Source organism: Kitasatospora sp. GAS1066B, from assembly GCF_041262605.1.
In the GTDB taxonomy this organism is placed as follows: domain Bacteria; phylum Actinomycetota; class Actinomycetes; order Streptomycetales; family Streptomycetaceae; genus Kitasatospora.
Map to the genome: position 1 here is coordinate 170,812 of NZ_JBGCCO010000008.1, position 23,145 is coordinate 193,956.

Sequence of the window (23,145 nt, forward strand, 5' to 3'; positions counted from 1 at the left end):
CATGGCCTTGAAGCAGTACGACTTCATCATCGTCGGCGGAGGGTCGGCAGGCTGCGCGCTCGCGGCCCGGCTCAGCGCGGACCCGTCCAACCGGGTGCTGGTGCTGGAGGCGGGCCGGCCGGACTACCCCTGGGACGTCTTCATCCACATGCCGGCCGCCCTGACCTTCCCGATCGGCAGCCGGTTCTACGACTGGAAGTACGAGTCCGAGCCGGAACCCTTCATGAACGGGCGGAAGATCTACCACGCCCGGGGCAAGGTCCTCGGCGGCTCCAGCAGCATCAACGGCATGATCTTCCAGCGCGGCAACCCGCTCGACTACGAGCGTTGGGGCGCCGACGCCGGCATGAAGGACTGGGACTACGCCCACTGCCTCCCCTACTTCAAGCGCATGGAGAACTGCCTCGCCGACCGGGAAGCCGGCGGCCCGGTCGCCGGTGGTCGAGGTTTCCGCGGCCACGACGGCCCCCTCGTCCTGGAGCGCGGGCCGGTCGCCAACCCCTTGTTCTCCGCGTTCTTCGAGGCGGTCCAGCAGGCCGGCTACCCGCTCACCGACGACGTCAACGGCTACCGCCAGGAGGGCTTCGCCCCCTTCGACCGCAACCTGCGCCGCGGGCGCCGGCTCAGCGCCGCCCGCGCCTACCTGCACCCGGTGCTCGGCCGCCGCAACCTCGACCTGCAGACCCGCGCCCACGTCGGCCGTGTCCTCTTCGACGGCCGGCGCGCGGTCGGCGTGGAGTACCGCCGAGGAGGCACCCTGCACCGCGTGCGGGGCGGCAAGGTGATCCTGTCCGGCGGCGCCGTCAACTCCCCGCAGCTGCTGCAGCTCTCCGGCGTCGGCAACGCGGCGGAGCTGGGCGCGCTCGGCATCGACGCCGTCCAGCACCTGCCCGGCGTCGGCGAGAACCTGCAGGACCACCTCGAGGTGTACGTCCAGCACGCGTGCAGGCAGCCGGTGTCTGTGCAGCCGGCCATGAAGCTGTGGCGGCGGCCGTTCATCGGCGCGCAGTGGCTCTTCCTGCGCTCGGGCCCGGGCGCGACCAACCACTTCGAGGGCGGCGGCTTCGTCCGCAGCAACGAGGACGTCGACTACCCCAACCTGATGTTCCACTTCCTGCCGATCGCGGTGCGCTACGACGGCTCCGCACCGGCCGGCGGGCACGGGTACCAGGTGCACATCGGCCCGATGTACTCCGACGCCCGGGGTTCGGTGAAGATCAGGTCGACGGACCCGCGCGAGCACCCGGCGCTCAGGTTCAACTACCTCTCCACCGCTCAGGACCGCCGGGAATGGGTCGAGGCGATCCGGGTCACCCGCCGGATCCTCGGCCAGCCCGCCTTCGCCGGGTTCAGCGACGGCGAGATCTCGCCCGGACCGCAGGTCGAGACCGACGAGGAGATCCTGCAGTGGGTCGCCAAGGACGGGGAGACCGCCCTGCACCCCTCGTGCACCGCGAGGATGGGCACGGACGAGATGTCGGTCCTCGACCCGGCCACCCTGGGGGTCCACGGCCTGGACGGGCTGCACGTGGTCGACGCGTCCGCGATGCCGTACGTGACCAACGGCAACATCTACGCCCCCGTCATGATGCTCGCCGAGAAGGCCGCCGACCTCATCCTCGGCAACACTCCCCTCGAACCGGACCACACCGAGTTCTACCGCCACCGCGGGACCGCCTGATCCGCACCAGGCTCCCGCGGCGCGGCGGATCCGCACTAGGAAGCAACCGGCGCCGTGGCAGCGGGGATCGGCGTGAGCGTGCGGCGCAGCCGGTTGAAGAGCTTGGGCCGGTCGACGGCGAGCACGGCGACGTCGTGCCCGTGGCGCCGGTAGACGGCCACGAACGAACGGCTGTCCAAGTCGCCCTCGACGACCCTGGGTTGAGCATCCGGGCGGACCTGACCGGCCAGCTGGATCCGGGCCTGGTACTGGTCCGACCAGAAGTACGGCGGCCGCGTCGGCGCGGGTGCCGAGGTGCCCGACAGCAGGGTGCGAGCGGCCGTCTTCGGTTGCTCCGTCGCGTTGGTCCAGTGCTCGATGCGCTCGGAGCGGCCGGTGAACGGGTTGGGGCAGCGGGCGACATCGCCCACGGCGACGACGCCGGGGATGTTCGTCGCGCAACCGGCGTCGCACACGACCCCGTCGTCCACCGCGATCCCCGATCCGGCCAACCAGCCGGTCGCCGGCCGCACCCCGATGCCGACCACGACCACGTCGGCCGGCAGCACCCGACCGTCGGTCAGCCGCACGCCGGTGACCCGGCCTTCGCCGGTGAGGCCCGCGACGCCGGTGCCGCACAGCAGGCGCACCCCGTGGTCCGCGTGCAGCGCGGCGCAGACCAGGCCCATCTCGCGTCCCAGGGCCCGCTCCAGCGGAACCTCCGCGGCCTCGACCACGGTGACGTCCAGGCCGACCGCATGAGCCGTGGCGGCGACCTCGGCGCCGATGAAGCCCGCGCCGATGACCACGACGCGGGGCAGGCCCTTGTGCAGGTCCGTGCGCAACGCCATCGCGTCGTCCAGGGTGCGCAACGTGTGGACGCCTGCCAGCTTCTCGGCTCCGGCGATCGTGCGGGGGCGCGCGCCGGTGGCGATCACGACGGCGTCGGTGCGCAGTTCCCGGCCGCCGGTCAGGGTGACGGTCCGTGCGGCGGGCTCCAGCCGGACGGCCCGCTCGCCGAGCAGCCAGTGCACGGACAGGTCCGCGTACTCGTCCGAGCTGCCGAGCGCGAGCGCCTCGGCCGCCAGGCCGCCCTTGAGGAAGCCCTTGGACAACGGCGGCCGGTCGTACGGGTGGTGGCGTTCCTCGCCGATGACGGTGATCGAGCCGTCGTAGCCCTCGGCGCGCAGCGCGCGGACGGTGCTCAGACCGGCCAGTGAGCCGCCGACCACGGCGATGGACTTCATGCCGGCTCGCCGACCGTGACGTGCAGGACGACGTGTCCGTCCTCCACCGTGACCCGGTGCGTCCGCAGTGCCGACTTGGCCGGCGGGCACGTCGGTCGGCCGGTGCGGAGGTCGAAGGAGGCGGCGTGCAGGGGGCATTCGACGAAGCAGCCCTCGAACCAGCCGTCGGCGAGCGAGGCGTCCTGGTGGGTGCAGGTGTCGTCGACGGCGTACAGGGTCCCGTCGGCGTTGAAGACGGCGATCGGCGCCGGTACGCCTGCCGTCACTCGGAGCGCTTCGCCGGGCGGCAGTTCGTCGATCCGGCACACCGTGATCATGGGAGCCTCCAGCTTCGGATCCTCGAATCCGCTCGGGTGTATCGTATTGCACAACACGATTCGGATTACGCAACATGCTTTCGAGCCGCCGAAGGCTTGTCAAGAGGACGAATGCCATCGGCGGGAAGCTGTGCATAATGTTGCGCTATGAGCAACAGTCTGAACGGTGGGTCCCCCGGGGGTCCGGGCCCCTCGCAGCGGGCGGAGTCCCCGGTGCAGTCCGTCGACCGGGCCGTGACCATCCTGGAGATCCTCGCCCGCCGCGGTGAGACGGGTGTTACCGAACTCGCGGTGGAGCTCGGTGTGCACAAGTCGACGGCCTTCCGCCTCGCCGCCGCCCTGGAGATGCGCGGCCTGGTCGAGCAGCCGGGGGAGCGCGGCAAGTACCGCCTGGGTCTGGGCCTGGTCCGGCTGGCCGGCGCCGCCACCGTCCGGATGGACCTCTCCCAGCAGAGCCGTCCGGTCTGCGAGCGGCTGGCCGTCCAGGTCGCGGAGACGATCAACGTGGCGATCCTCGACGGCAACGAGGCCGTCAACATCGACCAGGTGTTCGGCCCATCGGCGCTGACCACGCACAACTGGGTCGGTCAGCGCACGCCGCTGCACGCGACGTCCAGCGGGAAGGTGCTCCTGGCGTACCTGCCCGAGGACACGCTGAAGGCAAGGATCGCCGCCCCCCTGGAGCGCTACACCCCGCGCACCGTGACCGATCCCGGCACCCTGCTCGCGCAGCTGGAGCAGGCCGTCGCGGACGGCTTCGCCTACTGCGTCGAGGAGTTGGAGCCGGGACTCAACGCCGTCGCGGCGCCCGTGCGCGCGCACAACGGGCAGGTGGTGGCGGCCATCAGCGCCTCCGGGCCGTCCTTCCGGCTGACCGAGCAGCGCATTCCCGAGGTGGCTGCCGCGGTCCGGTCCGCGGCGGAGGAGGTCTCGGCCCGGCTGGGCTACCTGCGCCTGGAGTAGTCGGCCGCCGGGTGGCCGGCGGAACGGGGCACCGGGTGGCCCGCGCGTCCCGTTCCGCCGGCACGACTTCTGACGAATGGTCAGGCCTCGGTCACCAGGCCGTCGTTCGTCACCGTCTCGGCGGCGGTGTGCTGCACTGTGCCGCCGCGGTTGCCGTAGCGCAGGTACAGCAGGCCGCCGACGGCCGAGATCACCGCGGTGAAGACGATGGCGCCCCAGGTGTAGTACCAGTGGTCGTCGCCGTAGACGGCGGCTCGCGGCCACGCCAGATTGACGACCATGGCCACGCCGTAGCAGACGGCCACGGTGTTCACGACCAGACCCCAGCGGCCCAGCGAGAAGTACGGGCCGTGGTCCGCGCGCGGCCACTGGCCCCGCAGGCGGCGCAGTAGCATCGGGGCGGTGACCAGCAGGTAGGGGAGGTAGAAGAGGATGATGGCGACCGAGGTGAGGATGTAGAAGACCCGCTGGTTGCCGATGTTGACGAGCAGCAGGGCGATGGTCAGCACGCCGGTGATGACGGCCGGCGCGACCGGGGTGCTGGACCTGGGGGAGACCTTGGCCAGCGCGGCGCCGAAGGGGAGGCGTCCGTCGCGGGCCATGGAGAAGAGCAGCCGGATGGCGGCGGTCTGCACGGCGAGGCAGCAGACCGTGATGGCGATCGCCGAGCAGATCAGGAAGGCGTCGCCCAGGCTGGTGCCGAGGGTGGACTTGACCAGGTAGGGCATGCCGAGCGTGCCGAGCTCCGAGGCGTTGATGTTGCCGACCGCCATCATCCCGACGAGCATGAGCAGCCCGCCGGCCAGGAAGGCGGCGGTGATGGCCCGCAGGATCGCCCGGGGGGCGTGGCGGCGCGGCTCGGTGGTCTCCTCGGCCAGCATGCCGGCCGTGTCGAAGCCGTAGAAGACGTATGCGCTCATGATCGACGCCACCAGGAAGGCGCCCAGGTAGCCCCACGAGTGACCGGCGCCGGTGCCTGCGGTGTGCAGGACGACCTGCGGGCCGCGCTTGATGTGCACGGCGAGCATGACGATGAGCAGGGTGACGCCGATGAGCTCGACGGCGACGCCCAGGTTGTTGATCTTCGCCATCAGGCGGACGCCCACGATGTTGACGACCGTGGTGAACACGACCAGGCCCAGGGCGAGGACGATCGCGTTCTTCGCGCCGTTCGGCGTGGTCGTCAGCCCGGCGTCGGCGGCGCCGCCGACGACCTGGAAGGCCAGCGAGACCTGCGGCAGGATGACCTGGTACGCGACGGCGACGGCCGCCGCGGTGACGATCGCGCCGATGGTCATGATCCAGCCGGCCATCCACGAGGCGACGGGTCGCGCGATCTGCTTGGACCACTGGTACACGCCGCCGGCCAGCGGGAACTGGCCTGCCATCTCGGCGAAGCAGAGGGCCACGGCCCCCTGGCCGATGAAGACCAGCGGCCAGGTCCAGACGAAGGCCGGCCCGCCGGAGGCGAAGCCGAAGCCGAAGAGCTGGAACACGCCGGTCATGATCGAGATGTAGCTGAAGCCCGCGGCGAAGCTGGAGAAGGAACCGAGGGAGCGCTGGAGTTCCTGCTGGTAGCCGAAGCGCGCGAGGTCGGTGGAGTCGTCGGTGGGTGGGGGCGCGGTGGTGTTGGTGGTTCCCGGGTTGCTCATGGTCGCTCCAGTGGCAGGCAGGGGGCTGGGGGACGTGCATGCGGCGCGGACCGGGTGGAGTCGGGAGGTGCGGACGGGGGGCCGGGGAAAGGAAGTGACGCCGCGTCAGCCGGCGAACCAGTGCTGGGCGGCGGGGGTGACGGTGCGCCAGACGTGCTTGGCCTCCTGGTACTCGCGCAGGCCGGACGGGCCGAGTTCGCGGCCGGTGCCGGACTGCTTGAAGCCGCCCCATTCGGCCTGCGGCACGTACGGGTGGTAGTCGTTGATCCAGACGGTGCCGAGCCGGAGCCGGGATGCGACGCGCTCGCCGCGTCCGGTGTCCTGCGTCCACACGGCGCCCGCCAGGCCGTACGGCGTGTCGTTGGCCAGGGCCACCACCTCGTCCTCGTCGTCGAAGAGTTCGACGGTGAGGACGGGGCCGAACACCTCCTCGCGGACCACCACCATGCCCGGGTGGCAGCGGTCGAGGACGGTGGGCCGTAGGAAGAACCCCGCCTGGAGCTCGGGCTCGGTGGGCCGGGCGCCGCCGGCGCGCAGCACGGCGCCCGCGGCGAGGGCGCCCGCGATGTGGTCCTCGACCTTCCGGCGGTGCTCGGCGGAGACCAGCGGGCCGGTCTCGGTGCCCTTGTCGAGTCCGTCGCCGAGCCGGATGAGGTCGGCGCGGCGGGCGAGTTCGGCGGTGAAGTCGGCGTGCAGGCTGCGGTGCAGCAGCAGCCGCGAGCCGGCCGAGCAGACCTGGCCGGAGTGCAGGAAGGCGGCGGTGAGCGCGAAGTCGAGGGCCGCGTCGAGGTCGGCGTCGGCGAAGACGATGTTGGGGTTCTTGCCCCCGAGTTCCAGGGCGACCTTCTTGACCGTGTCGGCCGCCGCCCGCATCACCGAGCGGCCGGTGGCCAGGCCGCCGGTGAAGGAGACCAGGTCGACCGCGGGATGCCGGGCGAGTACGGCGCCGACGGCGCCGCCGCCCAGCACCAGGTTCGCCGTTCCGCTCGGCGCGCCGGCCAGCTCCAACTGCTCCTGGAGCAGCCGGAAGAGACGGATCGTGGTCAGCGGTGTGACCTCACTGGGCTTCGCCACCACGGTGTTGCCGGCCGCCAGGGCGGGAGCGAGCTTCCAGACGATCTGCAGCAGCGGGTAGTTCCACGGTGTGATCAGTGCGCAGACGCCCACGGGCTCGTGGACCACCCGGCTGATCGCGTCGGGCCGCCCGGTGTCGATCGTCCGGCCGGCGTCCGAGGTCGCCAGCGCCGCGTAGTAGCGCAGGACGGCGGTGGCGTCGTCGACGTCCATCCGGCTCTCGGCCAGGGTCTTGCCCGTGTCGAGCGTTTCCAGCCGCGCCAGTTGCTCCCGCTGCGCCTGGAGCGCGTCGGCGGTGGCGGTGAGCACGCCCGCGCGGCGCGCGGAGGGCGCGCGGGCCCAGGAGCCCTCGTCGAAGGCGGACCGGGCGGCGCGTACCGCGCGGTCGGTGTCGGCTTCGGATGCCTCGGCGACCATGGCCAGCGTCGAGGCGTCGAAGGGATTGACGACCGCTCGCTGTCGGCCGTCCTCGGCCGGCGTCCAGGCGCCGTCGATCAGCAGACAGGCCGGGTCGAGGGATGGGGGCACAGGCGCCGCCTTTCTCGCAAGTTGCGCGATACGAGACGTTTGTCTCCATGCGCAACTTGTCGGCGAGTATGGAAGGGCCCCATATCCCTGTCAAGGGAGGGCGCTCGGATGGCATCCGGACCGGCCCGGCGGCGGGTCTTGACAGCTCGTGATGTGGGCCCGACTCTGTTTCTCATCGCGCAAGCAGATGCGTAATGTGCAACTCGTACTGTCTGGCTCAGCCCGCCGCAGCCACCTCCCGAGGGGACGGATGCTTTGACAGTTCAACCGAGGGTCGTGATCGTCGGTGCCGGCATCGTCGGCTGCGCGCTGAGCGACGAACTCACCGAGCGCGGCTGGACCGACGTCACGGTGCTTGAGCAGGGACCCCTGTTCGCCACCGGAGGGTCGAGCTCGCACGCGCCGGGACTGGTCTTCCAGACCAACTCCTCCAAGACCATGACCGAGTTCGCCTCCTACACCGTCCGCAAGTACTCCGCCCTGACCCTCGACGGCCAGTGGTGCTTCCAGCAGCTCGGCGGACTCGAGGTGGCCACCACCCCCGAGCGGCTCGCCGAGCTGACCCGCAAGCACGGGCTGGCCGCCTCCTGGGGGGTGTCGGGCACACTGCTCGACCCCGGGCAGTGCGTCGCCCTGCACCCGCTGCTGGACCGCGACCGGATCCTGGGCGGCTTCCACGTGCCCACCGACGGCCTCGCCAAGGCGGTGCGCGCCGGCGAGGCGCAGGCCCGGCGCGCGATCGGGCGCGGCGCGCGGTTCATGGCGCACCACACGGTCACCGGGATCGAGTCCGCGAACGGCAGGGTCACCGCCGTCGTCACCGACCAGGGCAGCTTCCCCGCGGACGTGGTCGTCTCCTGCGCGGGGTTCTGGGGGCCGAGGATCGGCCGGATGGCCGGGCTCGCCGTCCCGCTCGTCCCGCTGGCCCACCAGTACGCCAGGACCGGCCCGGTCCCGGCGCTGGCCGGCTGCAACACCGAGGAGCTGGAAGCCTCCAAGCCGATCCTGCGCCACCAGGACCGCGACCTGTACTACCGCGAGCACGGTGACCGCATCGGCATCGGCTCCTACGCGCACCGCCCGATGCCCGTCGACCTCGACGAGGTGTCCGCCCCCGGTGGTCCGGTCATGCCCTCGATGCTGCCGTTCACCGAGAAGGACTTCGAGCAGCCCTGGGCCGACTCGCAGGCGCTGCTGCCCGCGCTCGCCCGGACGAAGGTGGACGAGGGCTTCAACGGCATCTTCTCCTTCACCACCGATGGCTTCCCCCTGCTGGGCGAGGCGCCCGAGCTGCGCGGTTTCTGGGTCGCCGAGGCGGTGTGGGTGACCCACTCCGCGGGTGTGGCACGGGCGATGGCGCAGTGGCTGGTCGAGGGCACCCCGCGCACCGATGTGCACGAGTGCGATCTCAACCGCTTCGAGCCGGGACAGCTCGCCCCCGCCTACGTGCACCAGCGCAGCTGTCGGAACTTCGTCGAGGTGTACGACATCATCCACCCGCTGCAGCCGATGGAGGAGCCGCGCCCGCTGCGGGTCAGCCCCTTCCACGCGCGCCAGCGGGAACTGGGCGCCTTCTTCCTGGAGGCCTCCGGCTGGGAACGCCCGCACTGGTACGAGGCCAACCAGGGGCTGCCCGAGGTCGCCGGCATCCCCGGGCGCGGCGCCTGGGCCTCCCGCTACTGGTCCCCGATCGCCGGCGCGGAGGCCCTGGCCACCCGCGAGCGCGTCGCGATGTACGACATGACGGCGCTCAAGCGCCTGGAGGTCACCGGCCCCGGATCGCTGGAGTTCCTACAGAATCTGACGACGAATCAGCTCGACAAACCGGTCGGCTCCGTCACCTACACCCTGCTGCTGGACGAGACCGGCGGGGTGCGCAGCGACCTGACGGTGGCCAGGCTCGGGCAGGACCACGGTGCTGGTGACCGCTTCCAGATCGGTGCCAACGGCAACCTTGACCTCGACTGGCTCACCCGCCACCTCCCGTCGGACGGTTCGGTCCAGGTCCGCGACACCACCGCCGGCACCTGCTGCATCGGCCTGTGGGGCCCGCTCGCCCGCGACCTGGTCCAGCCGCTCACCGACGCGGACTTCTCGCACAAGGGCTTCGGCTACTTCAGGGCGAAGCAGGCGTACCTGGGCAACGTCCCGGTCACCGCGATGCGGCTGTCCTACGTCGGCGAGCTCGGCTGGGAGCTGTACACCACGGCCGACAACGGGCAGAAGCTCTGGGACACCCTCTGGGAGGCCGGGCAACCGCTCGGCATCGTCGCCGCCGGACGCAGCGCCTTCAACAGCCTTCGCCTGGAGAAGGGCTACCGCTCCTGGGGCACCGACCTGACCGCCGAACACAACCCCCACGAAGCCGGGCTCGGGTTCGCCGTGCGCATGGACAAGGGGGACTTCCTCGGCCGCGACGCGCTGCTCGGTGTGACCGAGGAGACGGTGGGGCGCAGGCTCGCCTGCCTCCTGCTGGACGACCCGCGGGCCGTCGTCATGGGCAAGGAACCGGTGTACGTGGACGGCGCCCCCGCGGGGTACGTCACCAGCGCCGCCTACGGGTACAGCATCGGCGCCTCCATCGCCTACGCGTGGCTGCCGCGCGCCGCCGCCGAGCCCGGCCGCAGGGTGGGGGTCGAGTACTTCGGCGAGCGGCTGCCCGCAACCGTCACGCAGGAGCCGCTGTTCGACCCGAAGATGGCCCGCATCCGACGCTGAACAGGTGCCGAGCAGACAGACCGGGGCCGTGATCCGGATCCTTCTCCAGCCGTGCGTTCCTCCGACGAAAGGCCTACCGCCGTGACCGCGAGCGAGCTCCCGCCGAGCCTGATCCGCACCCTCCCGGGCTCCTCCTACACCGACCCGCAGATCTTCGCGCTGGAGCAGGAGAAGATATTCGAGCAGCTGTGGTTCTGTGCCGTGCGCGCGAGTGACCTGGACAAGCCGGGCAGCTTCCGGACCGCGCAGGTCGGCCGGGAGAGCGTGCTGATCACCCGATCCCGGGACGACAGCGTCAGGGCGTTCCTCAACATCTGCCGCCACCGCGGCGCGAGGCTCTGCACCGAGGAGCAGGGCGAGGTCAAGCGGAACTTCCAATGCCCCTACCACGCCTGGACCTACGGCCCGGACGGCAAGCTCGTCGCCGCGCCCAACCTCGCCGGCATGCCGGACGTCGACCGCACCACCTACGGTCTGGTCCCGGTGCACGTGCGCGAGTGGCTCGGCTACGTGTGGGTCTGCCTGGCCGATGAGCCGCCGTCCTTCGAGGAGGACGTGATCGGCGCCGCGACGCAGCGCCTTGGCGATCCGGAGGCGATCGAGCGCTACCGGACCGAGGAGCTCGCGGTCGGCCGCCGGATCCGTTACGAGGTGAGGGCCAACTGGAAGCTGATCGTCGAGAACTTCATGGAGTGCTACCACTGCGCCACCATCCACCCCGAACTGACCGACGTGCTCCCCGAGTTCGCCGGGGGCTACGCGGCGCAGTACTACGTGGGCCACGGCGCCGAGTTCGCCGACGACGCCCAGGGGTTCACCGTCGACGGCAGCGCGGGCGCGGACCGGATCCCGACCGTCTCCGAGGACCAGGACCGCAGGTACTACGCGATCACGGTCAAGCCGCAGGTGTTCGTCAACCTGGTGCCCGACCATGTCATCGTGCACCGGATGTTCCCGCTCGCCGCCGACCACACCGTCGTGGAGTGCGACTGGCTCTTCCTCAAGGACGTCGTCGAGGCGGGCCGCGATGTATCCCGCTCGGTGGAGCTGTTCCACCGGGTCAACGTCCAGGACTTCGAGGCCTGCGAGCGCTGCCAGCCCGCCATGGACTCGCGCGCCTACCGGAGTGGCGGGGTACTGGTGCCGAGCGAGCACCACATCGGCGCGTTCCACACCTGGGTCACCGGCCGGCTCGGCGACTGACAGCCCCCACCGGCGTCCACACCGTTTCCCTCCACCCAGCGGAAGGTTGTGCTCCATGGCTCAGCAGGTCAAAGGTGTCGTCGCCGCGGGCAAGGGCGAAGCGGTCAGGGTCGAGACGGTGATCGTGCCGGATCCGGGCCCGGGCGAGGCGGTGGTCAAGGTCCAGGCCTGCGGTGTCTGCCACACCGACCTGCACTACCGGGAGGGCGGCATCAACGACGAGTTCCCCTTCCTGCTGGGGCACGAGGCAGCCGGGATCGTGGAGTCGGTGGGCGAGGGAGTGACCGAGGTCGCGCCCGGCGACTTCGTCATCCTCAACTGGCGTGCGGTGTGCGGACAGTGCCGGTCCTGCCGGCGCGGGCGCCCCTGGTACTGCTTCAACACCCACAACGCCAAGCAGAAGATGACCCTGGCGGACGGCACCGAACTCTCCCCGGCACTGGGCATCGGCGCCTTCGCGGAGAAGACCCTGGTCGCGGCGGGGCAGTGCACCAAGGTCGACCCCGCCGCCTCGCCCCTCGCCGTCGGACTGCTCGGCTGCGGCGTCATGGCGGGCCTCGGTGCCGCCGTCAACACCGGCGGGGTCGGCCGGGGTGACAGCGTCGCGGTCATCGGCTGCGGCGGGGTGGGCAACGCCGCCGTCATGGGCTCCCGACTGGCCGGGGCCGCCCGGATCATCGCCGTCGACATCGACGACACCAAGCTCGCCACCGCGCGGCGCCTCGGCGCCACCCACACCGTCAACTCCCGCGAGAGCGACGCCGTTGCAGCGATCCGCGAGCTCACCGGCGGCAACGGCGCGGACGTCGTGATCGAGGCCGTCGGCCGCCCGGAGACCTACCGGCAGGCCTTCTACGCCCGCGACCTCGCCGGCACCGTCGTCCTGGTCGGTGTGCCGACCCCGGAGATGCCCCTCGAACTGCCGCTGCTGGATGTCTTCGGCCGAGGCGGCGCCCTCAAGTCCTCCTGGTACGGCGACTGCCTGCCCTCGCGGGACTTCCCGCTGCTGGTCGACCTGTACCTGCAGGGACGCCTGGACCTGGACGCCTTCGTCACCGAGACCATCGCGTTGACCGACGTCGAGGACGCCTTCGCCCGCATGCGGCAGGGCGAGGTGCTGCGCTCGGTGGTGGTCTTCTGACGAGCGCGGCGGGGGTGCGTACCCGCGCTGACTGGGAGGAAGCCGTGCAGTCCGTTGCGGCTGGGCTACGGTGCAAGAGTGTTCGATACGGCCTGGCTCGCACCCAGCGGAAGGTCGGCCCCGACCGAACGCTCCGGGTGTTCGTCGCCCGCGCGTGCCGGCGGCTCGACACCATCGGCAGCTGTGGTGGTGATCTGGAACGGGCTTGCCACCGGGGCGACTTGCTGTTCTCGCTGGCGCCGATCGGCGGGTGCTTCCTCGTCCTGTTCGGCGTGCTGACCGTGCTGGCCCTCTCGGCCGGCGACCGGGCGGCGACCTTGCTGCTGCCCGGTACGGTCGTGCTCGGCGCCGCCGTCTGTGTGCTGCTGGACGCCGTGGTGGACCCGGGGTAGTACCCCGGGCCCCTCCAGACTGACCGGCGGGTCAGCTGAAGTGCCTACCGCTCCTAGGGCCGAGGCGTCACGGCTCGGTCAGTACGTACGCGGTCTCACCGTGGTGGCTGAGGTCGAGCCCGCGCTCTTCCTCCTCCTCGGAGACCCGGTCGCCGATCAGCCTCTTGAGAACCAGGGCGATGGCGAGCGTCACCGCCACTGTGTAGCCGAAGGCCGCGCCGACGCCGATCGCCTGCCTGCCCAGCTGTGTCAGGCCGCCGCCGTAGAACAGGCCGTTCGCCCCGGCCGGGTTGATCGACCTGGTGGCGAACAGGCCGACCGCGAGGGCGCCGAAGACGCCGCCCACCAGGTGCACGCCCACCACGTCCAGGGCGTCGTCGTAGCCGAGGTGGTGCTTCCAGTCGACGGCGAACTCGCAGAGCACGCCGGCAGCCGCCCCGATCGCGAGCGCGCCGAGCGGGCTGACGAACCCGGCGCACGGCGTGATCGCGGCCAGGCCGGCGACGGCACCCCCGGCCGCGCCGACCGTGCTGGTCCTGCCGTGCCGGAGCCTCTCCACGGCCAGCCAGCCGAGCAGCGCCGCGGCGCCCGCGGTGTTCGTGTTGAGGAACGCGCTGGCGGCCAACTCGTTGGCGCCGAGGGCGGAGCCGCCGTTGAAGCCGAACCAGCCGAACCACAGGATCCCCGCGCCGACCAGCATCAGGGGCAGGCTGCTCTGCGGCATCTGCCGGCTCGGCCAGCCGTTGCGCTTGCCCAGGACGACCGCCATGACGAGCGCGGCGGCGCCCGCAGTGGTGTGCACGACGATCCCTCCGGCGAAGTCGAGCACGCCGAGTCGGGCGGCCCATCCGGTCGGTGAGAATATCCAGTGGGCGACCGGGCTGTAGACCAGCAGTGACCACAGGACGACGAACGGCACGAACGTGCTGAACCGCCAGCGGTCCGCCGTGGCCCCGGTGATGAGCGACGGGGTGATCACGGCGAACATCATCTGGTAGACGACGAAGACCAGCGGTGGAATGGCCATCGCGCTGCTCCCGGTGAAGCCGGGAACCACCTGGTCCAGATGGGCGAGACCGGCGAAATGCAGATCGCCGATGAATCCGTCGCCCTTTCCGAAGGCGAGGGTGTAGCCGACCAGCACCCACGCCACGCTCACCAGCGCGATGGCCATGAAGTTCTGCATCAACATGCTCATGACGTGCTTCGCGCGGACCATGCCGCCGTAGAAGAACGCGACGCCCGGCGTCATGAAGAGGACGAGTGCTGCGCTGACCAGGACCCAGGCGGTCGAACCGGAGTCGACCCGTGCGAAGTCAAATGTCATGAGGCCTTCCGAGGCCGGATGCGGATGGCGCGGATCAGGGGTTCGAGGCGCGCCGACGGGCTGGAGCCCGGCCGAACCGTCCTCGGGGTCTCCGTAGGCGGCGAGCGGGCGCCGGATGGAAAGATAGGCCCAGCCGTCGCGTTCGCTCAGTCACGGGATGGCAAAAAAGGGCTCAGCGCCGTTGCTGCTCGACCACCACACCGGCGGAGGCCAGTTCAGAGCCCGGGCCTTACGGCAGTGTCACCCGCACAGTTGCGGCCCAGATGTCGTCTTTCGAGGCTGTGGGCGTGACCGCGCTGGGCTGACACGGTTGCCGCAGATCGCGGTGATGCCGGCATGGTCGGAGCGCGGCCAGGCTTCGACCACGTCGACTCCGGCGAGGGGCAGCTCCATGGTGGAGCGGCGAATCGCGTTGAGGAGTTGACGTGTGCTCAGGTCGCCGCCGGGTCCAGGGGACCCGGTGCCGGGGGCCATGCCCGTGCCGACGACGTCGACGCCGGGGATGACGGCGTCGGCGTGGCGGAAGGCGTCGGGCTCGGTGAGGGAGCGGTCCTCACTCGCCCTGGTGCGCGGTTCGGTAGTCAGCTGCGCGGAAGCAGCCGTGGAGGTGGTCGTTGATCACACCCACGTTCTGCATGAACGCGTACACGCTCGTCGGACCGACGAAGTGGTACCCCTGAGCCTTCAACCGCTTGGCGAAGTCCTCCGCCTGCGGCGTCGACGTCGGCAGCTCGGCGTAGGACCGGGGAGCCCGCTTGCGGGGCATCTCGTAGGACTGCGCGAGCACCAGCAGGCTCGGCGACGCGGACAGCATGGCACGCGCATTGCTGATGGTGGCCTCGATCTTGCTGCGGTTTCGGATGATCGAGGCGTCGTTCACCAGATGGTCGACATCGACGTCCGTCATCGCTGCGACCTCGGCGACATGGAAGCCCCGGAACGCTTGCCGGAACGCGTCCCGCTTGTTGAACACGACCTTCCAGCTGAGCCCGGCCTGGAAGACGCCGAGGGTGAGCGCTTCGAACATCGCTGACTCGTCATGGGTGCGGGTCCCCCACACCTCGTCGTGGTAGCGGCTCAGCGCGGTGTCCTCGGCGCCTGCCCACTCGCAGCGCGGCTCCCCGTCGTATCCAATGATCACGTCGCTGCTCATCGGGCCCTCCAGCTCTCTCCGCACATGCCGGTCCACGAACACACTCCGACGAAACGCCGGCCACTGCATCCCGTACTGTCCGTAGTCGGCAGCCGACGCCACCACGCGGCCCGCTCTGCCCGTAAGTGCCGCGACGGCGGGCCGCACCGCGGGCAAGCGATCAGACTGGAAGGGGTGCTCCCCCCTCCAGCCCTGCGACAGTCCTGGGTGGTGAACCATGGCAGAGGCCACCGATCAGGTGCGGACCGTGATCCTGACCGTGGACGACGATCCTGCGGTATCCCGGGCCGTCGCCCGTGACCTGCGCCGCCGCTACGGGGAGGACTACCGGGTGGTCCGCGCCGAGTCCGGCGCTTCGGCGCTCGAGGCGCTGCGGGAGCTGAAGCTGCGGGGCGCGCCGGTCGCGGTGATCCTGGCCGATTTCCGGATGCCGCAGATGAACGGCATCGAATTCCTCGAAGCGGCGCTCGACCTGTTCCCGGCAGCCCGACGGGTACTGCTCACCGCCTACGCCGACACCAACGCCGCGATCGACGCCATCAACGTCGTCGATCTCGACCACTACCTGCTCAAGCCGTGGGAGCCGCCGGAGGAGAAGCTGTACCCGGTGGTGGATGACCTGCTGGAGACGTGGCGGGCCGGCGACGGCCGCGCCGTGGACGTCACCAAGGTCGTCGGGCACCGCTGGTCGGCCCGCTCCTCCCAGATCCGGGAGTTCCTCGCCCGCAACCAGGTGCCGTACCGCTGGTACTCCAGCGAGGAACCGGAGGGCAGACGTCTGCTGGCCGCCGCAGGGCAGGACGGTCTGCGGCTGCCCCTGGTGGTCACCCCGGACGGCGCTGCCCTCATTGAGCCCGCCGAGCGGGACCTGGCCGCCCAGGTAGGGCTGTCGACGACCCCCGCGGCCGACTTCTACGACCTGGTCATCGTCGGTGGCGGCCCCGCCGGCCTCGCTGCGGCCGTCTACGGAGCCTCGGAGGGTCTGCGCACCGTCCTCGTGGAGCGCGAAGCAACCGGCGGACAGGCCGGCCAGAGCTCCCGCATCGAGAACTACCTGGGCTTCCCCGACGGCGTCTCCGGCGCGCAGCTCACCGACCGGGCACGCCGCCAAGCCACGAAGTTCGGCGCGGAGCTGCTCACGGCGTGCAAGGTCACCGGCTTGGAAGTGAAGGGGGCGGCACGCACGCTGCGCTTCTCCGACGGCTCCGCCATCTCGGCACACACCGTGATCCTCGCGACCGGCGTGTCCTATCGGCAACTGGACGTGCCAGGGGCGGCCGCACTGACCGGGCGCGGGGTCTACTACGGCTCGGCCCTGACCGAGGCGGCCGCCTGCCAAGGGCAGGAGGTGTACATCGTCGGCGGCGCGAACTCCGCCGGCCAGGCCGCGATGTTCCTCTCCCGCAGCGCCCGGAAGGTCACCCTGCTGGTGCGGGCGCCGGAGCTGGCCGCCTCGATGTCCTACTACCTGCTCCAGCGGGTCGAGGACGCCTCCAACATCACGGTGCTCACGGACACGGTTGTCGAGGCCGCCCACGGAACGCAACATCTGGAAGGGCTGACCCTGCGCAACCGTGTGACCGGCAGGTCCGAGACGGTTGACGCGCAGTGGATGTACGTCTTCATCGGCGCGGCACCGCTGACCGACTGGCTGGACGGCACGGTGCTCAGGGACCCGCGAGGCTTCGTGCTGACCGGCCCTGATCTGACCACCGACGGGCGTCCCCCTGCCGGCTGGCCGCTGGATCGGCCCCCGTACCACCTCGAGACCAACGTGCCAGGGGTCTTCGCGGCCGGAGACGTGCGCGCGGAGTCCGCCAAGCGGGTCGCTTCCGCGGTCGGCGAGGGCGCCATGGCCGTCATGATCGCGCACCGGTACCTGGAGCAGTCATGACCACTGCCCAGGAGAAGTGCGACGAGCGGGAGCTGCGGACGCTGTTCCTGTTCGAGAAGCTGACTCCCGACCAACTCACCCAGCTGTGCCGGGACGGCCACGTCGAATGGTTCGACCCGGGTCCGGTGTACCGGGAGGGCGATCCCGCGGCGAGCTTCTTCGTGCTGTTCCACGGAACCGTGGTCCTCTCGCGCAGCGTCGGCGGCCAGCAGGTGGACGTCAGCCGCACATCCGAGGCCGGCGTGTACGCCGGGGCGTTCCAGGCCTACCTCGGCGACCAGGTGCCGCAGGTGTACAACAACTCGCTCCGGGTGACCGAGCGGTCCAGGTTCTTCGTGCTGCCCGCGGAGGCTTTCGCGGAGATCATGCGCAGTTGGTTCCCGATGGCCGTCCATCTGCTGGAGGGTCTGTTCTTCGGATTCAAGAGCACCCAGGAGGCGGTCGGCCAGCGGGAGAGGTTGCTCGCTCTCGGGTCGGTGACGGCCGGGCTCACCCACGAGCTCAACAACCCTGCGGCTGCCGCCGTGCGGGCCACCTCGGCCCTGCGGGAGCGCATCGCCCGGGTGCGCCGCGAATTCGCGGAGCTCGCGGCCGAGCCACGCTCAGGTGGGGACCTGGCGCACCTGAGGGAACTGCAGGACATGACGATCGGTCGGCTGGGGCACGCCTCAGCGCTCGACCCGCTGGAGGCCTCGGACCGCGAGGACGAGATCGGCGACTGGCTGGAGGCGCACAGTGTCGCCGACGGTTGGGAGACGGCGCCGGTCCTCGTCGAGGCGGGTCTGGGCATCGACTGGCTGGACCGGATCGCCGGAGCCCTGCCCGAGGACCTGCTCGGAAGAGCACTGAACTGGCTGAGCTGCACGGTCGAGGCCGAGCTCCTGCTCAACGAGATCGAGGACGCCGTGCACCGCGTCTCCGCACTCGTCGGTGCGGCGAAGCAGTACACGCAACTCGACCGGGCCCCGTACCAGAACGCCGATGTGCACGAGCTGCTGGACAGCACGCTGATGCTGCTCTCCGCGAAGATCGGCCCGAACATCACCGTCGTGCGCGACTACGACCGCACCTTGCCCAGCATCCCGGGCTACCCCGCCGAGCTGAACCAGGTCTGGACGAACCTGATCGACAACGCCGTCTGGGCCATGCGCAGCACCGGCGCCGGCGGCACACTCACCGCTCGCACCGCACGGGACGGGAACCAGGTGCTGGTCGAAGTCCGCGACACCGGCCCCGGTGTGCCCGCCGACGTACAGAGTCGGGTCTTCGACCCGTTCTTCAGCACCAAGCCCGTTGGCGAAGGCACCGGTCTGGGTCTGGACATCTCCTGGCGCATCATCGTCAACCGGCACGGCGGCGACCTGCGACTCGAGTCGGTCCCGGGCGACACCCGCTTCCAGGTCCGCCTCCCGATCAACCCCGCAGAGCGCGACCCGTCCGAGGACGACGCGCTTGGATGAGCTGTTCGGCCGTAGCTCGGCTGGTCTGGACGTGACCGGCGGGACCCGGTCCGACCGGTTGCCGAAGCGGCTCGAAGCCGGTCGCCGGGTTTCGGAGGGATCTCGAACCTCCGCGTGGAACTGTGATGCAGGTCATGCCAGATGTAGAACCCGTGTGCGGCCTCGGGCGTCTGGCAGGTGTGAGATCACGTAGGAGAGCACTGGACGAGCTGGACGAGGAACGCCTCGTCCGGCTGGTGGCCAGAGGTGAGCGCGGGGCGTTCGACGAGTTGTACCGGCGCACGTCACCGTGGCTGGCGGTGCGGTTGCGCCGCCGCTGCGCGGACGAGCAGATCGTCGCCGAGGTCATGCAGGAGACCTATCTGGCGGTGTGGCGCGCGGCCGGCGCGTTCGCCGGGAGCGCGGTCGGCGGGACGGCGGTCGGGTGGCTGTGGACGATCGCGGCGCGCCGCCTCGTGGACGCGTTCCGCCGCCGTGCCCACCACGCCGAACCGCCGGTCGCCGCCGCCGAGCGGGCGGTGGTGCCTGCGGCGGAGGAGGAGGCGCTCGCGGGGACCGTCGGCGGCGACGTCGGCGACGCCCTTCGGCAACTGGCTCCGGAACTCAGACAGGTACTGCAGGCCACGGTGCTCGACGGGCTCTCCGTCCGGGAGACCGCCGTCCTGCTCGGACTGCCCGAAGGCACGGTCAAGACCCGCGCCCGCCGGGCCAGGATCGCGATGCGGGAGGCGCTGGCATGAGTACGGAACACGCGTCGAGGCGGTTGATCGACGACTACGCACGTGGTGATGCGGCGATGGCCGCGGACACGCTGTGGGCGCTGGAGGCCCATCTGGAGACCTGCGCGCCGTGCCGGAGCCGCCTGGCGGCCTCCGTGGCCACCGAGGCGCCCGGCATCGCCACGCTCGTCGACACCGTCCGGGCCGGGCTGGCGCCGCAGTTGGACGCGGCCGTCCAGGCGCCCTCGCGGCGGTACCGCCCCAGGTGGGTGTCGGCCTGGCTGACACCGATCTTGGTCCCGTGGCTGGCCATGACCGCCACCGTGACCCTGCTGGCGCTGCTGCTGGCGGCGGCCGGGGCGCCGATGTTGTTCGGCGCGGCCTCGCCCGTGTTGCTGATCGCGCCCGTGCTGCCGATGTGCGGTGTCGCAGTGGCGTGGTCGCGCGCCCTGGACCCGGCGTACGAACTGACAGCCGCCACCCCCCGGGCCGGTCTGCCCCTGCTGCTCCGGCGCACCGTCTCGGTACTCGCCGTGGTGCTGCCCGCGCTGCTGGTGGAGGGATGGCTGACCGGGGCCATGACGGCCGCTCAGTGGTTGCTGCCCTCGCTGGCCTTCACCTCTGCGGCCCTGGCGCTGGGCAGCGTGGTCGGCGTGACCCGCGCCGCCGCCGGGCTGGTGGTCGCGTGGGGCGTCGTCATCGCCGCACCCGCATGGCACGCCGGCCGCGTCCCCGTCGTCCTGCAGCCGGACCAACTGCCCGTGTGGGGAGCGCTCCTCGTGCTCGGCATCGGCGCCGTGATCGCCCGCAGACGCGCCTACCCAGCGCTGTGAAACCATCGTCGACCCTCGGAAGGGACCACTGCATGACACCCGCCATGACCGCGGCCGACACCGCGCCGAAGACCTACGCCTGGGAGATCCGGGCCGCCGGCCTGAAAGTTCGGGTCGGACGCAAGAAGATGGCCGTCGACGGCCTCGACCTCTCCCTGAGCACCGGCACCCACGGCCTGCTGGGGCCCAACGGAGCGGGAAAGACCACCCTGATCCGGGCGCTGGCCACCGTGCTGCGCCCCGCCGCGGGCGAACTGGAGCTGTTCGGCACCTCCGTGAGCGGGGTGGGTGACCTGCGGGCGCTGCGCCGCCGGATCGGCTACCTGCCGCAGGAGTTCGGCTACTACAAGCGTTTCACCGTGCGCGAGTTCGTCGAGTACATGGCCTGGCTGAAGGAGGTCCCGAAGGCGGACATCCCCGCGGCCGTCCAGCGGGCCGTGGAACGGGTGGGCCTGGCGGACCGCGCCGACCATCGGATGAGGACCCTGTCCGGAGGCATGGTCCGGCGCGCCGGCATCGCCCAGGCCATCGTCAACGACCCCGCGGTGCTGCTGCTGGACGAACCGACGGCCGGCCTGGACCCGGCGCAGCGGCTGCGCTTCCGCGAGCTGCTGCAGGAGTTGGGCCGCGACACCTGTGTGGTCGTCTCCACCCACCTGGTCGAGGACGTCGCGGCCGCCTGCTCCGACGTGGTGCTCTTCGCCGACGGCCGCCTCGTCTTCCAGGGCACGCCGGAGGTCCTGGCCGCGGCGGGCGGCGCCGAGTACCCGGGCGACAGTCCGCTGGAGCGCGGCTACTCGGCGCTGCTCCACAACTCCGAGCAGCAGGGAGGCACCTGGTGAGCGGACGTGTCCTGCGCATCGAGCTGAAGCGCTCCATCGCCCCGTGGACCGGCGTCGTCGTCCTGGGCGGCAGCCTGGCGGTCTTCTTCCTGGTCGGCGGGATCTGGTGGAACGGCACCGCGGGATGGACGGCCCAGTGGACCTCCATGGCCCTGTGGACCCGCTACCTGCTGTCCTTCTGGTGGCCGCTCGTGGTGGGCATGGGGGCGGTGTACGGGCTGCGCGAGTCCCGCTCGCGGATGACCGAACTGCTGACGACCACGCCGCTGCCGGCCTGGCGCCGCGCGGCGCTGCCGGCCGGTGCGACGGCGCTCGCGCTGGCGTCGGGCTTCGGCCTCCTCGTCCTCGTGGGCGGAGTCCAGGTGGCCCTCGGCGCCACCACCTATGTGCCGTTGGGCTGGCTGCCGATCTCGCTCGTGGCAGCGCTGGCCCTGGTCGCGGGGGCTGTGTTCGGCATGGGCGTCGCGCGGTCCGTGCCATCCGTGCTCACCCCGCCGGCCCTGACGGTGCTCTTCCTCCTGTTGACGAGCCTCCTGCGACCGAACAGCGAAGGGGCGCTGCCGTCGAGCATCGCGCCGAACCGGCTCGCCCTGCTGTCCCCGGCGACCGCGGACCCGCGGGAGATGCTGCTGACCCTGTCCGGCTCCGTGCACCTCGGCCAGACGCTCTGGCTGCTCGGCCTGCTCGCCACCGGATTCGCCCTGCTGTCGGCCGTGACCCGCCGGGCCCGGCTGCTCGCGGTGGCCCCCGTCCTGGCCGGCGCGGCCCTGGCCCTGCTGGTGCTCCCGGCCGCTGCGCGCGACACCTACGTCGTCGACAAGGCTGCCGCCGCCCTGGTCTGCGACGGACCGGTGTGCGTGACGCAGGCCGACCGTTCACGCCTGCCCGAGCTCGCGCTGCGCAGCAAGGAGGCGCTGCGCGTGCTGCACGACGTCCTGGGCGACAAGGCGCCGCACTCGGTGCGGGAGGACACCGAGCTGCGCGCGCTCGGCGACGAGCGCGAACTGTCCGGCGACGTGGTGCTGGTCGACTTCGACGATCGGCTCTTCGCCGATGCGAGGGGCGAGCAGCTGACCCGTGCGCTGATCGCCCAGGGCCTGGCACCGAGCTGCCACGCGAACAACGACCGGGAGGGCGGCGGACATGCCGATGTCGCCGTCCAGAGCGTCGCCGTGAGCTGGGCCCTGCATGATCCCCAGCGCCGACCGATGGAAAACGAGGCCGGCGCCCCGTACATGAGCCAGACCTGGGCGGAGGCCGACACGGCCTGGCAGCGGTTGGTGGCGATGACACCGGCCGAGCAGAGCTCGTGGATCGCCGAGGTGCACGCCGCCACCCTCTCCTGCACGCGGACCGACGAGCTTTCGGTGCTGGCAGGGAAGGCGTCGCAATGAGGTGGCTGATCCTGTACGCGCGTTCACGGCAGGTGCCCACCTCGGTCGCCGCGATCACGCTCGTCGCACTGGCGGCGTGGGTCTTCAAGCGGGACCGCGGTGCGGGCTCGACGGACCTGGTGATGGCGGCCCAGGTTCTCAGCGCGATGGTGGCGGCCGCTTCCGTCGGGCTCGATGGGCGGGATGCCGCGCTGGAGAGAACGGCCGCGATCCGGTGGTTGCCCCGCCGGGCAGCGCACGTGCTGCTGATCGGCGCGGTTGCCGGGACGGGGCTGCTGGCGGCCCAGGCGGCGGGAGCGAAGCTCGCCCCGGCCGAGGTCGTCGTCCGGGACAGCGCGGGCCTGGTCGGCCTGGCCGCGCTCGGGGCGGTGCTGTGCGGGGCGGCGTACGCCTGGACCCTGCCGACCGGCTGGCTCGCGCTCACCCTCGTCGTCCCGATTCCGCCCGGCACCGTGGGACAGGTGGCCGGCTGGATGATCTTCCTCCCCGGCACGGCTGCGTCCACCGGGACCGCGTGGGCCCTGCTGGTGACCGGCACCGTGCTGTACGCCGTGGCAGGACCGAGACGGTGACGGGCACGCCCCATGCCGCAGGCAGCTCCCTCTTCCCCGGTACCCGCACAGCGACT

20 protein-coding genes are annotated in these 23,145 nt (G+C 71.3%); 13 read left to right on the forward strand and 7 right to left on the reverse strand.

The window, feature by feature from the left end; translation table 11 throughout:
• The first annotated feature begins 1 nt into the window (after position 1).
• Positions 2-1,681, forward strand: a complete 1,680-nt coding sequence (betA, locus tag ABH937_RS11465) for a choline dehydrogenase (RefSeq protein ID WP_370218118.1) — start codon at positions 2-4, stop codon at positions 1,679-1,681.
• A gap of 35 nt (positions 1,682-1,716) precedes the next feature.
• Here the strand turns inward: betA and ABH937_RS11470 are convergent, their stop codons facing one another.
• Positions 1,717-2,907 carry an NAD(P)/FAD-dependent oxidoreductase gene (locus ABH937_RS11470; protein WP_370218120.1) on the reverse strand — a complete coding sequence of 397 codons (1,191 nt, stop codon included), beginning with the start codon at positions 2,905-2,907 and terminating at the stop codon, positions 1,717-1,719.
• Complete coding sequence (locus ABH937_RS11475; RefSeq protein ID WP_370218121.1) at positions 2,904-3,224, reverse strand: bifunctional 3-phenylpropionate/cinnamic acid dioxygenase ferredoxin subunit; 321 nt, start codon at positions 3,222-3,224, stop codon at positions 2,904-2,906. The genes ABH937_RS11470 and ABH937_RS11475 overlap by 4 nt, the downstream gene beginning before the upstream one ends.
• Before the next feature lie 213 nt (positions 3,225-3,437).
• Here ABH937_RS11475 and ABH937_RS11480 point away from each other — a divergent pair, with 213 nt between their 5' ends.
• Positions 3,438-4,187 (forward strand): IclR family transcriptional regulator, encoded by a 750-nt coding sequence (locus tag ABH937_RS11480; RefSeq protein ID WP_370218172.1) that lies wholly within the window; start codon positions 3,438-3,440, stop codon positions 4,185-4,187.
• An 80-nt stretch (positions 4,188-4,267) separates the two neighbouring features.
• Here the strand turns inward: ABH937_RS11480 and ABH937_RS11485 are convergent, their stop codons facing one another.
• Entirely contained in the window at positions 4,268-5,839 is a 1,572-nt protein-coding gene (locus tag ABH937_RS11485; protein ID WP_370218122.1) for an amino acid permease, read from the reverse strand.
• 105 nt (positions 5,840-5,944) lie between these two features.
• Positions 5,945-7,441, reverse strand: coding sequence for an aldehyde dehydrogenase family protein (locus tag ABH937_RS11490; protein ID WP_370218123.1), 1,497 nt, complete (start codon positions 7,439-7,441; stop codon positions 5,945-5,947).
• Positions 7,442-7,717: 276 nt separating this feature from the next.
• On the opposite strand from ABH937_RS11490, the gene ABH937_RS11495 reads away from it, so the two are divergent.
• The 4 genes from ABH937_RS11495 (at position 7,718) to ABH937_RS11510 (ending at position 12,895) form a co-directional block, all read left to right on the forward strand.
• A complete protein-coding gene (locus ABH937_RS11495; protein ID WP_370218124.1) occupies positions 7,718-10,159 on the forward strand; it encodes an FAD-dependent oxidoreductase in 2,442 nt (813 codons plus the stop codon).
• An 81-nt stretch (positions 10,160-10,240) separates the two neighbouring features.
• The gene (locus tag ABH937_RS11500; RefSeq protein ID WP_370218125.1) at positions 10,241-11,362 is read left to right on the forward strand and encodes an SRPBCC family protein; all 1,122 of its coding nucleotides are present in this window, start codon (positions 10,241-10,243) and stop codon (positions 11,360-11,362) included.
• A 55-nt stretch (positions 11,363-11,417) separates the two neighbouring features.
• Complete coding sequence (locus ABH937_RS11505; protein ID WP_370218126.1) at positions 11,418-12,503, forward strand: S-(hydroxymethyl)mycothiol dehydrogenase; 1,086 nt, start codon at positions 11,418-11,420, stop codon at positions 12,501-12,503.
• A gap of 221 nt (positions 12,504-12,724) precedes the next feature.
• On the forward strand, positions 12,725-12,895 hold the full coding sequence (locus tag ABH937_RS11510; protein ID WP_280690808.1) for a hypothetical protein: 171 nt from the start codon (positions 12,725-12,727) through the stop codon (positions 12,893-12,895).
• Positions 12,896-12,962: 67 nt separating this feature from the next.
• Here ABH937_RS11510 and ABH937_RS11515 read toward each other — a convergent pair whose 3' ends face one another.
• From ABH937_RS11515 to ABH937_RS11525, 3 genes are all read right to left on the reverse strand, one after another.
• Positions 12,963-14,222, reverse strand: coding sequence for an ammonium transporter (locus ABH937_RS11515; protein ID WP_280690809.1), 1,260 nt, complete (start codon positions 14,220-14,222; stop codon positions 12,963-12,965).
• A gap of 240 nt (positions 14,223-14,462) precedes the next feature.
• Complete coding sequence (locus ABH937_RS11520) at positions 14,463-14,807, reverse strand: arginase family protein (RefSeq protein WP_370218173.1); 345 nt, start codon at positions 14,805-14,807, stop codon at positions 14,463-14,465.
• Positions 14,776-15,375, reverse strand: coding sequence for a DNA-3-methyladenine glycosylase I (locus ABH937_RS11525; RefSeq protein WP_370218128.1), 600 nt, complete (start codon positions 15,373-15,375; stop codon positions 14,776-14,778). Before ABH937_RS11525 ends, ABH937_RS11520 begins: the two co-directional genes overlap by 32 nt.
• A 217-nt stretch (positions 15,376-15,592) precedes the next feature.
• Here ABH937_RS11525 and ABH937_RS11530 point away from each other — a divergent pair, with 217 nt between their 5' ends.
• From ABH937_RS11530 to ABH937_RS11560, 7 genes are all read left to right on the forward strand, one after another.
• Positions 15,593-17,269, forward strand: coding sequence for an FAD-dependent oxidoreductase (locus tag ABH937_RS11530; RefSeq protein WP_370218129.1), 1,677 nt, complete (start codon positions 15,593-15,595; stop codon positions 17,267-17,269).
• Entirely contained in the window at positions 17,266-18,729 is a 1,464-nt protein-coding gene (locus ABH937_RS11535) for an ATP-binding protein (RefSeq protein WP_370218130.1), read from the forward strand. Before ABH937_RS11530 ends, ABH937_RS11535 begins: the two co-directional genes overlap by 4 nt.
• Before the next feature lie 236 nt (positions 18,730-18,965).
• Positions 18,966-19,469 (forward strand): RNA polymerase sigma factor, encoded by a 504-nt coding sequence (locus ABH937_RS11540; RefSeq protein WP_370146464.1) that lies wholly within the window; start codon positions 18,966-18,968, stop codon positions 19,467-19,469.
• Positions 19,466-20,281 carry a zf-HC2 domain-containing protein gene (locus tag ABH937_RS11545; protein WP_370218132.1) on the forward strand — a complete coding sequence of 272 codons (816 nt, stop codon included), beginning with the start codon at positions 19,466-19,468 and terminating at the stop codon, positions 20,279-20,281. Before ABH937_RS11540 ends, ABH937_RS11545 begins: the two co-directional genes overlap by 4 nt.
• Before the next feature lie 32 nt (positions 20,282-20,313).
• Positions 20,314-21,123, forward strand: coding sequence for an ABC transporter ATP-binding protein (locus tag ABH937_RS11550; protein ID WP_280690815.1), 810 nt, complete (start codon positions 20,314-20,316; stop codon positions 21,121-21,123).
• Positions 21,120-22,517 carry a hypothetical protein gene (locus tag ABH937_RS11555; RefSeq protein ID WP_370218133.1) on the forward strand — a complete coding sequence of 466 codons (1,398 nt, stop codon included), beginning with the start codon at positions 21,120-21,122 and terminating at the stop codon, positions 22,515-22,517. The genes ABH937_RS11550 and ABH937_RS11555 overlap by 4 nt, the downstream gene beginning before the upstream one ends.
• A complete protein-coding gene (locus ABH937_RS11560) occupies positions 22,514-23,089 on the forward strand; it encodes a hypothetical protein (protein ID WP_370218134.1) in 576 nt (191 codons plus the stop codon). Before ABH937_RS11555 ends, ABH937_RS11560 begins: the two co-directional genes overlap by 4 nt.
• The last annotated feature ends 56 nt before the right edge of the window (positions 23,090-23,145 follow it).